Raw genomic sequence first — 10,830 nt, 5'->3', positions numbered from 1 at the left:
TGCCGCTGTCGGGTTGATGCGCCAGGCGTGAAAAGGTTCAGCCGCTTCACAGTTCTTGTCGGCATGTGTCTCGCCGGGGTGGTTCACGTCCCGGCTCACGCTGTCGGCTCGTCTGAGGTCGAGCCTGTCCCGATCGAAGTAATCGGGCAGCGGATCGAAAAGGATGGCTACCCCAAAGGGCGACTGGGCGATGCCGTTACTCCCCTGGCCTACCGTCTTGACCTGACCATCGACCCGGCCGCGCCGCGATTTTCAGGCACGGTGGAGATCGATGTCTCTCTTTCACATGCAGCGAAAACGATCTTCCTTCACGGGCGCGAACTGGACGTGGACAGCGTCTTTGTACGAAGTGGCGGTCACACCATCGAGGGGCGATGGTCCCAACTCGATGTCCAAGGCGCCGCACGGGTCACGTTCGCTGAGCCGGTTCCAGAGGGTCCGGCCACCCTCGTCTTTGCCTATGAAGCGCCATTCTCCGCGGGTGCGGCGGGCATGTTCCGCGTACAGGTGGATGGTGCGTGGCATAGCTGGACCCAGTTCCAGTCAACCGACGCGCGAGCGGCTTTCCCCAGCTTCGATGAACCCGGGTTCAAGACGCCCTTCGAAGTAACACTGCGGACGCCGCCTGATCTCAAGGCGATTGCAAACGCTCCCGAAGTCTCGACCATCCGCGAGGCAGGCTTCGACGTGCATCGCTATGCGCCGACATCGCCGCTCCCGACGTACCTTGTGGCGATGATGGTGGGGCCTTTCGCCGTCCTTGACGGCTCGGTGGCGCCCACCCCGCGGCGGACTGAACCGCTGCCGTTGCGCATTGTCTCGACCCGGCAGAACGCACGCCGGCTGGACTACGCGCGGGAAAACACGGGGCAGATCGTGCGGCTGCTCGAGCATTGGTTCGACGAGCCGTTCCCTTATCCCAAGCTGGATCAGGTCACCACGCCGGTGCTGCCAGGTGCGATGGAGAATGCCGGAGCAGCCCTCTACAGGGATGACCTGCTGGTCATGGATGCCAAGGCGCCCCTCGCTCAACAGCAGGAGTTCGGGCGGGTGGTCGCGCACGAAATGGCGCACCAGTGGTTCGGAAATCTCGTCACGCCCGCGTGGTGGGACGACCTGTGGCTGAACGAGAGCTTCGCAAACGCCATGGGGTACGTTATCGGCCAGGCTTGGCGACCCGACCTGGATATCTGGTCGGGGATGCTGGACGAGGGCTTTGTGGCGATGGAGATGGACTCCCTCGTCGCCGGGCGGGCTGTGCGGCAGCCGATCGCCACGACCGCAGAGATCGACAGCGCCTTCGACCGGATCACATACGGCAAGGGCGGGCACGTCATTGCCATGATCGGAGCCTATCTTGGCGAAGAGCGGTTTCGCGCCGGCGTGCGCCGCTTCATCGCTGCGCACCGCCACGGCACCGCCACCAGCGATGACTTCTTCAAGGCCTTGGCGGAGGCGGCGGAAGAGCCGCGCATCGTTCCGGCTCTGCGCAGCTTCGTGCAGCAGCAAGGGGTTCCGCTGCTCGTCATCAATCGTGAGGGTGGCCGTTACCGCGTGACGCAGACCCGATACGCCCCGCTCGGGGTTGTGCCGCCCGCAACGCAGTGGCTTCTGCCCATCTGCATGCGGCGCGGGCGGGAGAGCCTGTGCCAGATCATGGAGGGTGATTCTGCTATCTTCGAGGTGTCCGGCGATGATCCTCTTGTGCCGAATGCCTGGGGGACGGGCTACTATCGGTTTGAGCTATCCAGCCGCCACTGGGATGCGCTGATATCCGGGGCGCAGAATCTCACGGCAGGAGAAGCGCTCTCAGTTGCCGATTCCCTTTACGCATCAGTGCTGGCGGGACGAGGAACGGTGCTGGAGCTTGCCCGGCTCTCCAGTAGCCTGAGGCATCATGCCGATAGCCGGGCTGCCTTCGCGGCCGATGCGGCACTCAGCAAATTGGTGCGCAAGGGGCTGGTTGACAGGGTCGGGCGCTCTGGCTTCGTCCGCCTGCGGCAGCGGCTCTATGCACCGATGCTGCGCCGCGTCGGCTTCGATCCGCGCGCAGGCGTTTACGCGAGCGAAGCACCTGCGCGAAGGCGCTGGCGCAGTGCTCTGGTGGCCGTGCTGTTGGGAACGCCGCGCGGGTCATCTCTTCGCCGCCAGCTTCAGGAAGCTGCGGAGGATTACCTTGGAGGAGATCGCGCGGCTCTTGATGAAGCCTGGATCGACCATGGCTTCGATCTGCACATCGTCGGCGGGGGCGAAGCGGCTGCGCGTCAGCTTGTGCAGGCGGCGCTTGCTTCAGAGGACCCCGTTCTCCGCCCCGCTGCGCTTGCGGCAGCAGCGCGTAGCAGCAAGGTGGCGGTCGCCAGCTGGCTGCTCGATCTGGACGATCCACGTCTGCGTGAGACAGAGAGGCTCGATATTCTCGACGGGATCATGGCCCGAAGTGTCACGCGCGAGCTTGGGTACGACTGGATTGTCGGGAATCTGGACCGGCTGCTCGCGGGAAGCGAAGGGCCGTTCTTCGCGGCGCGGACCGCCGCCGCGCTGGGGCAATTCTGTTCCGTTGAGTGGGCAGACCAGATCGCATCGGATCTGCGGGCCCGCTTTCGCGGTATGGCTGCGGCGCTTCAGCTGGAGCGCTCAATAGAGCAGGTCCGCAACTGCGGCGTTCTCAACAAGGAACTGGGCAGCGCCATCACGGAAGAATTTGCCAAGCTCAAGTAAGCGGCAGCACGAGCATGGCGGTCAGGCCCTCGATCTGTCCTTCCGGCGTGCGGCGATTGACCAATTGAAGCGAGCCGCCGTGCTGCTCGGCGATGGCCCGCGCCAGGGCGAGCCCCAGGCCTGCGCCACCGGTTTCCGTGTTCCGCGAGGGGTCGCCGCGCGTGAAAGCTTGAGTCATCGCCTGCAGCGATCCCTCGGGAATTCCTGGACCATCATCATCGATGCGGACCAGAGCCTGTCCCTCGGCCTTAAGGAGCGACACTCTGGCAACGGAACCATAGCGCAGTGCATTGCCGATAAGATTGCGCAAAGCACGCCGCAGCCATGTTGCCCGCGCCTCGATCACAGTCCGCTCCGTAGAACCGAGCTCCACTGGCTCTCCCATGTCCTCGTACTCTTCGACGACGGCGGAGACGAGGGCCGCGAGTTCGGTGCGCTCCACCGGATCGGTAGGGCGGCCGACCCGCGCGAGCGAGAGGATGTCATCGAGCGTGTGGACAATGTCCTCGATCGTGGCGGCCATTCGGGCGCGCTCGCTCTCGTCTTCCACCGATTCAATACGGACTCTGAGCGCTGCTAGCGGCGTCTTCAGGTCATGGCCGATCGCGCCGAGCATCACGTCCTTTTCGTCGAGGAGCGATGAGATGCGCCATTCCATGGCATTTTGGGCAACGATCAGGCGGCGCACGTCGTCGGGGCCTACCGGAGCGATCTGGCCAGAAGGGTCCTGCGTACTTGCAAAGTGCGCCACCTGCTTCGTCAAGGCTGCCAAGGGGCGCGTGATCCGGCGCAGGATCAACGCCACGACGCCAACCAGCACAAGGTAGATCGCCAGCGTCTGCAACAGCAGTGGCCGAATGAGAGCGTTTGCTGACGGTGGCGCCCTTACGCGCGCGACCATCCATTCGGCCCCACCTACCGGTCGGACCGCGGCGACGTATAGATCTGCGTCGAGCGCGCGCGCGACCGCATGAGGCTCCACTTCAAAGCGATCTGCCCTGCGGCCGATCGCCATCTGGGCGTAGGGATCGGCTGCAACGGAGCGCCGGAATACGACTGCTTCGGCAACTCGGAAGTCTTGCGTTGTGAGGATCTCGCGCAGCTTCTGCTCTGCGCTGGCGTTTCTTCGCTTTCCGTCGCGCGGGGGTGCCTCGCGGACAATCTGGACAGCGAATCGATAGAGACGATCCGTAAAGAGTCCACGCGGCTCCACGCGCAAGTGACGCGGGAGCCGTTCGTTGCCCCGCGCCTGCGCGATGAGGCGGAATGCCACGGCGTTCATGGTCTCTGCTTCGAACCGCTCGTGCTGCGCACGATAGATCAGGGCCGCGCCCAAGCCCTGCACCAGCAGGAGGGCGGCCGCGACCGCGAGCAGCATCTGGCCCATAAGGCTGCCAGGGCGCAGCGACATCAGTCCGCTTCCAGTGTAACGCGCTTCACGTCTGCAGCGAGCATGTAACCGCCGCCCCACACCGTCTGGATCATCTGCGGATTGCGGCTGTCTACCTCGATCTTCCGCCTGAGCCGGCTGACCTGATTGTCGACAGCCCGGTCGAACAGGTGCGCCTCCCGACCTTGAACCATGTCGAGCAGACGGTCGCGGTCAAGCACCTGACGGGGGTGTTCAAGGAAGGCAAGGAGCAGCCGGAACTCCGCTGACGAGATCGCCACCACGGCGCCCTCGGGATCACTAAGGCGGCGCTTGAGCGGGTCGAGCCGCCAGCCATCGAATTCGAAGACCTCGTTCTCCGCTGCGGGAATGGCGGCGCGGCTGGTGCGGCGCAGTACGCTGCGGATCCGGGCCACGAGTTCTCGTGGCTCGAACGGTTTGACGACATAGTCGTCCGCGCCGATCTCCAGCCCGACGATGCGGTCGGTCGCCTCACCCTTCGCGGTGAGCAGGATGACGGGCAGGTCGCGGCTTTCGACCAGATGGCGGCACAGGGACAATCCATCCTCGCCAGGCATCATGATGTCGAGCAGGACGAGTTGCGGCTTGTCTTCCCGCAAGCGGCTGCGCGCTTCTGCCGCACTTGCAGCGGCCGTCACGAGGAACCCCTGGCGAGTGAGATACTCGGCCAGGGGCTCACGCAGTGCTGCCTCGTCGTCGACGAGGAGCACCTTTGGTGACGCGGTTTCGTTCATCGCTGTCACGTCTCCGCGTCGCCCGGTCAGTTAGGCGTGGTCTGCGTCTGGGCTTTCTGCGCGCGCATCTGCTGCCACTTGGCCTTCATCTGCTCACGCATGGCCTGATGCTCCTGCGCCGTCACCTGACCGTCGTTGTTGGCGTCTGCCGCTTCGAAATGCTTCATTGCGGCTGCGGTGAACTCAGCTTGAGAGACCGCACCATCGTTGTTCGCATCGGCCATTCTGCCCATGCCCATCATGCCGCGATGATGCATGCCGCCGCCGTGACCATCCCTCGGACCGGCCTTCGCGTGCTGTCCCTTGTCGGCTCGTCCCGCAGTCGCAGAGCCTTTGCCGTCGCGCCTGGCTCTATCGCTACCCGCCGTGAACTCCTGACGGGACAGCTGGCCATCGTTGTTGGCATCCAACTGGTCGAAGCGTTCGGCCTTCATCTGCTGGCGACGCTGAGACCAGTCTGCCCGGTCAAGCTTGCCATCCTTGTTGACGTCGAGCTTCGCGAACATGGCAGTGGTGGCCGCCTGTGCTTCAGTGCGGGTGATCGTGCCGTTGCCGTCGGTATCCATCTTTGCACGCATGTCGCCAGGCGCAGCGTAAGCTGTTCCGGCGATCGCCAAAGCGGCGACCGAAAGGCCGATAGCTGTTTTCTTCATCATTCGTAACTCCAATCCAACTCCCCGCAGTCAGGGGAAAGTCGTGCGAGGCGGGATGGCCCGCAGCCTCGCGACCTTCTGGAAACGCTTATAGCCCCGCATTGTCGCGCAGTTATGCCGCCAGAGCGGGAAAGTGTCGTCGATTGTAACAGGCCGCCTGTCTGGTTCATACGGCCGCAACCTCAACGGCTGCGATGTTCCGTTCCCAGACCAGAGGTAATGAACAGAGCTCTTGCCGAACCGCTTACATTGGCTGTGTGCCAGACCCCTGCGGCGTTCACTGCATACTGGTAGGGGCGCAGGGTTTCCGCGTGGAAGCTGCCGTCGAGCCGCTCCTGAATGAGCGTGATCTCTCCCTCCAGGCAGACGACCAGTTCGTCGCCGGCGGGGTGCATCTCCCAGTCTTCGGAGAAGTCGTAAACCGAGACAAGACGCCCATCTGGCCCATCAGCAGTCACGCGCGCGGCATAACTCTCGTACCACTCGGCGCCGGTGAAGGGCGGCTGCGGAACCGCTTTTCCGCCGGAGCCGAGGTGGACGGGATGAGTGCTCAGATCGTTTGCATCCACAAGATCATCCTGCCGCGGGTATGCAGAAGGCATTGAGCTTGTTGCCGTCGGGATCGCGGAAGTACGCTGCATAGAAGCCGTTCTCACGCAGGCCCGGCTCCCCTTCGCAGCTGCCGCCATTGGCCAGCGCGGCGCCATGAACGCGGCGTACCTGGTCCTCACCCGATGCCATGAGGGCGAACATGCTGCCGTTGCCGACGTTCGCGGGAGCGCCGTCGAACGGCGTGCAGATGCCGATACTGGTTCCCCCCTCGGGGAAGCTCCAGCCGACGGCGCGATCGGATTCCATCATTCGTGAACCGCCAAACTCAGCCATCACTGCATCGTAAAAACGCGCGCCCCGCTCCAGATCGGCGCTTCCGAATGTCACATGAGCTACAGGCATCTTGGTCCCCCTTTTTGTTGTTTAACCGATAGCGCGGCATCGCTCTTCAAGCCACGCTTTGTCTGACCCCTCGAGCTGCGGCCCAATCACCTGCGCAACACGGGCGTGGTACGCGTTCCACCAGGCAATCTCGTCAGCCGTAAGCAATCCGACGTCGACGAGCCGAGACTCGATGGGAGCCAGGGTGAGTGTCTCGAAACCAAAGTACTCGTCTTCTGCGCCGGGAATCTCGCGTGGCTCCACGAGGACCAGGTTCTCGATCCGGATGCCGTACTCGCCGGTCTTGTAGTATCCTGGCTCGTTGGACAGGAACATGCCGGGCAGCAGATCCTGATCGGTTCCAGCCTGCCCGCCCGCAGATTTGGCGATGCGCTGTGGTCCTTCGTGCACGGAGAGGAAACTGCCGACACCGTGACCGGTCCCGTGGGCATAATCCAGCCCCGCCTGCCAAAGGAACTGGCGCGCGAGGATGTCGAGTTGGTGGCCCGCGGTGCCGCGCGGGAAAACCGCCCGAGCAAGAGCGATATGGCCCTTGAGTACGCGGGTGAAGCGATCCTTCACTTCGGCGGGGGGCTCGCCAGGACCGATCCAGACGGTCCGGGTGATGTCGGTGGTTCCGTCAGGATACTGACCTCCCGAGTCAACGAGGTACACACTGCCGGGCTCCAGCGTTCGGTTGGTCTCCTCGCTTACGCGGTAGTGGACGATAGCCCCGTTTGGTCCCGCGCCGGAGATCGTGTCGAAGGAAAGATCGCGCAGATCGCCGCCTTGCTTGCGGAATGTGTGCAGGGCCTCGGCGGCAGAGATTTCAGTTACTTCACCCTTGGGGCCTTCCTGCTCAAGCCAGTGGAGGAAGCGCGACATCGCCGCTCCGTCGCGCACCTGTGCGGCGCGGTGACCCTGCTGCTCGACCGGATTCTTTACGGCCTTCGGCAGCACCGTGGGGTCGCGCGCTTCGACGATGGCGGCGCCGGCATTCTGCAGAGTGGCGAAGATCGCCTCCACCGCACGTTCCGGATCGACGGCGATCCGCTTGCCCGCGAGGCTTTGCAAGGATGGCACAAAAGCATCGCGAGCCATGATCCGCACGGCATTGCCGAGGTGACGGCGTAACTCAGCCGTCACTTTCTCTTCGGCGATGAAAAGATCGGCCGTGCCGTCCGCATGGGCAAGGACGTACGACAGGGCGACCGGCGTGCGCTCCACGTCCTCGCCACGAATGTTGAGTAGCCACGCAATCGAGTCGAGGGCGGTGATGACAGCAACGTCCAGCTGCTCTTCGGCCAGCCATGCGGAGAGCGCTTCACGCTTGGCCTGGCTGGATTCGCCGGCAAGCTCTTCACCGTGTACCAGCGCAGCGGCGGAGGAGGGCTCGGGGCGATCCTCCCAGATCGCGTCGATCGGGTTGCGCTCCACTGGTACCAGCGTACCGCCTTTCGGCTCCAGCGCGTTGCGCACCGCTGCCACCCAGCCCTTGCTGTGCAGCCAGGCGTCATAGCCGATCCGCGCGCCCTTGGGGGCATATGCGGCGAGCCACTTTGCAACGCTCGTTTCCGGCACGCTTTCATAGGCGTAGAGGCGGCCGTCCACCTGATCGCGGACCTGCAAGGTGTACCGCCCATCGACAAAGATCGCCGCGCCGGGGTCAACGGAGGCATCGGCCAGCACGACGGCAGTACCGGCGGAGCCTCCGAAGCCCGTCAGCCATGCGAGCCGTTGCGCATACCCCCCCACGTACTCGCTCATATGCTCGTCAGAGATCGGCACGACGAAGCCATCGAGGTTCTGGCGAGCCAGCTCCTTGCGGAGGGCATCTAGCCGCGCTTCATGGGTGTTCATCAGCATGGAAAGCATGTCCGGGTTGCGGGGGTCATCCGCCGATCATAGATGCGGGGCATGGCAACTTCCACCCACACCCTTTCCGGTCCACCGCAGGCGGCGAAAAAACCGCACGTTTCCTCCCATCATGGCATCGATGTGTCCGATGATTACGCGTGGCTTCGCGACCAGGGCTACCCAGAGGTCAGCGACAAAGCCATCCTGCAGCACCTTGAGGCGGAGAATGGGTGGTTCGAATCGCGCATGGCTGACCGCAAGCCCTTGATCGACAAACTGTTCAAGGAGATGCGCGCTCGCATCAAGGAAGCCGACAAGTCCGTACCGCAAAAGGATGGCGACTGGTACTATTGGATCGAGTTCGAGGAAGGCGCCGAGTACAAGAAGTGGTGGCGTCGCCCGGTCGAGGGCGGACCCGACGAGCTGATCCTTGATGAAGTCGCTCTCGCTGAGGGCAAGGAGTACTTCAGGCTTGGTGCGATCTCTGTCAGCAAGAACGGCAAGCTGCTGGCATATTCGATCGATGACAACGGTTCGGAGCGGTTTACTGCGCGTATCAAGGATCTTGCGACCGGCGAGCTGCTCGCCGACGAGATACCCGGCACTCTATCCAGCCTCGTCTGGGTGGCGAACGACACCGCGCTCGTCTACTCGCTTGCCAACGAGCAGTGGCGTACCGACAATGCGCGCTTGCACAGGCTCGGAACCCCCACGAGCGAAGACGTGGAACTATACCACGAGGACGACGAAGGTTTTCGTGTCGGTTCTTCTCTTTCAGCCAACGAGCAATGGCTGATCATCGGCGCGAGCGATCACGAGACCAGCGAAGTGCGGATCGTCCGCGCCGACGATCCCCTGGGTGAGCAGATCCTCGTTCGCGAACGCCAGAAGGGCGTGGAGTACGACGTCGATGAGCGCGAAGGCGTTCTCTACATTCATGCCAACGATACGCACGAGAACTTCCGCCTCGCCACCGCTCCGCTCGACCGACCGGGCGAATGGACGACCCTGATCGAGGGTTCGGACGCGTTTTATCTTACCGGCTTTGAGTTGTTCCGCGACTTCTACGTGGTCGAGGGGCGGCGTGCCGGCCTCGATACCATCGAGGTGCGCTACTACGACGCGCCCTCGCGCATCGAGCCGATCGTGTTCCCGGAGGCGAGCTACAGCGCGGGTCTCGGCGACAATCCCGAGTGGGACATGCACACACTGCGGCTCTCTTACGAGTCGATGGTTAGCCCCGCCACTGTCTACGACTACGAAGTGGCGGCAAAGCGGCTTACAACGCTGAAAGTGCAGGAGATACCGTCAGGATACGACGCATCCCTCTATGTGACGGAGCGGCTGGAAATCCCCGCGCGCGATGGCACTGCCATCCCGGTGAGCGTGGTCATGCGCAAGGATCGCGCGCCTGCTGGGCCGCTGCACCTTTACGGCTATGGCGCATACGGCATCGCGATCGATCCGGGCTTCTCCACCGCCCGGTTGAGCCTGGTCGATCGCGGTTTCGCCTATGCTATCGCGCATATCCGTGGCGGAGACGACCTCGGCCGCGCCTGGTACAAGGCGGGCAAGCTGGAGAAGCGCACCAACACCTTCAACGACTTCGTCGACGCTGCGAAGGGCCTGATTGCGCGTAGTTATACCGAGGAAGGCAAAATCAGCATCTCGGGTGGCTCTGCGGGCGGCGAACTGATGGGCGCGGTGATCAATTCGGACCCGGAGCTTTTCGGAGCGGTGGTCGCGCACGTGCCCTTTGTCGATGTGCTCAACACAATGCTCGATGCCTCGCTACCGCTCACTCCCGGTGAATGGCCGGAATGGGGCAATCCGATCGAGGATAGGGCGGCCTTCGAGTTCATCCGCAGCTACAGCCCTTACGATCAGGTGCGGGAACAAGCCTATCCCCCGATCATGGTCACCGCGGGTCTAAATGACCCAAGGGTGACTTACTGGGAGCCCGCGAAGTGGGTGGCAAAGCTGCGCGAACTCAAGACGGACGATAACGAACTCCTTCTCAAGACCAACATGGGGGCAGGGCACGGCGGCAAGTCGGGCCGGTTCGAGAGCCTGCAGGAAACGGCAGAGGAGTTCGCCTTCATCCTCTGGCAGTTGGGAGTGGAGAGCTGAACAGGTTCACGCTCAGCTTCACAGCCGAGCCTGCGCATATCGACCGGATGGGCCACGTAAACAACGCGGTCTGGGTCCAATGGATGGAGGCGCTGGCCACGGCTCACTGGGAGGCTGTAGCTCCACCGGAGCACCAGGAGCGCTACGCCTGGCTCGTGGTACGGCACGAGATCGACTATCGCGGCAATATCCGCGAGGGTGAGGTCGCGCAGGCGACGACGTGGATTGAGGCGCCGCCCGAAGGGGCGCGCTTCGAACGGCGCTACGAATTCCGCAGCGCAGCCGGGAAGATCCTGGTTGCTGCCCGGACCCAGTGGGCGATGCTGGATGTCGAATCCGGTCGGATCATGCGGGTGCCGCCTGACGTGGCGGCACCCTTCATGACACCGTGATG

At 63.5% G+C, this 10,830-nt stretch carries 9 protein-coding genes; 3 read left to right on the top strand and 6 right to left on the bottom strand.

Features of this window, described 5'->3' with window-relative positions; all coding sequences use genetic code 11:
- Window positions 1-27 precede the first annotated feature (27 nt).
- A complete protein-coding gene (locus ABUH87_RS07955; RefSeq protein ID WP_367772275.1) occupies window positions 28-2,718 on the top strand; it encodes a M1 family metallopeptidase in 2,691 nt (896 codons plus the stop codon).
- Here ABUH87_RS07955 and ABUH87_RS07950 read toward each other — a convergent pair.
- From ABUH87_RS07950 to ABUH87_RS07925, 6 genes are all read right to left on the bottom strand, one after another.
- Window positions 2,711-4,129: a sensor histidine kinase gene (locus ABUH87_RS07950; protein ID WP_367772273.1), complete on the bottom strand. Its 1,419-nt coding sequence runs from the start codon at window positions 4,127-4,129 to the stop codon at window positions 2,711-2,713. The two genes, ABUH87_RS07955 and ABUH87_RS07950, sit on opposite strands and share 8 nt — an antisense overlap.
- The gene (locus ABUH87_RS07945; protein WP_367772271.1) at window positions 4,129-4,863 is read right to left on the bottom strand and encodes a response regulator; all 735 of its coding nucleotides are present in this window, start codon (window positions 4,861-4,863) and stop codon (window positions 4,129-4,131) included. Before ABUH87_RS07945 ends, ABUH87_RS07950 begins: the two co-directional genes overlap by 1 nt.
- Window positions 4,864-4,889: 26 nt before the next feature.
- Complete coding sequence (locus ABUH87_RS07940) at window positions 4,890-5,519, bottom strand: EF-hand domain-containing protein (RefSeq protein WP_367772269.1); 630 nt, start codon at window positions 5,517-5,519, stop codon at window positions 4,890-4,892.
- A 179-nt stretch (window positions 5,520-5,698) separates the two neighbouring features.
- The gene (locus ABUH87_RS07935) at window positions 5,699-6,118 is read right to left on the bottom strand and encodes a cupin (RefSeq protein WP_367772267.1); all 420 of its coding nucleotides are present in this window, start codon (window positions 6,116-6,118) and stop codon (window positions 5,699-5,701) included.
- On the bottom strand, window positions 6,090-6,470 hold the full coding sequence (locus ABUH87_RS07930; RefSeq protein ID WP_367772265.1) for a VOC family protein: 381 nt from the start codon (window positions 6,468-6,470) through the stop codon (window positions 6,090-6,092). Before ABUH87_RS07930 ends, ABUH87_RS07935 begins: the two co-directional genes overlap by 29 nt.
- A gap of 21 nt (window positions 6,471-6,491) precedes the next feature.
- Complete coding sequence (locus ABUH87_RS07925) at window positions 6,492-8,315, bottom strand: aminopeptidase P family protein (protein ID WP_367772263.1); 1,824 nt, start codon at window positions 8,313-8,315, stop codon at window positions 6,492-6,494.
- Window positions 8,316-8,357: 42 nt separating this feature from the next.
- Here ABUH87_RS07925 and ABUH87_RS07920 point away from each other — a divergent pair, with 42 nt between their 5' ends.
- Both ABUH87_RS07920 and ABUH87_RS07915 read left to right on the top strand, forming a co-directional pair.
- The gene (locus tag ABUH87_RS07920; RefSeq protein ID WP_367772261.1) at window positions 8,358-10,436 is read left to right on the top strand and encodes a S9 family peptidase; all 2,079 of its coding nucleotides are present in this window, start codon (window positions 8,358-8,360) and stop codon (window positions 10,434-10,436) included.
- Between the two features lie 47 nt (window positions 10,437-10,483).
- Window positions 10,484-10,828 carry an acyl-CoA thioesterase gene (locus tag ABUH87_RS07915; protein ID WP_367772259.1) on the top strand — a complete coding sequence of 115 codons (345 nt, stop codon included), beginning with the start codon at window positions 10,484-10,486 and terminating at the stop codon, window positions 10,826-10,828.
- The last annotated feature ends 2 nt before the right edge of the window (window positions 10,829-10,830 follow it).

Source organism: Novosphingobium rhizovicinum (genome assembly GCF_040813635.1).
Lineage (GTDB): Bacteria > Pseudomonadota > Alphaproteobacteria > Sphingomonadales > Sphingomonadaceae > Novosphingobium > Novosphingobium rhizovicinum.
Note: the sequence above shows the minus strand (reverse complement) of the source record. Positions and strands in the feature narration are given on the sequence as shown.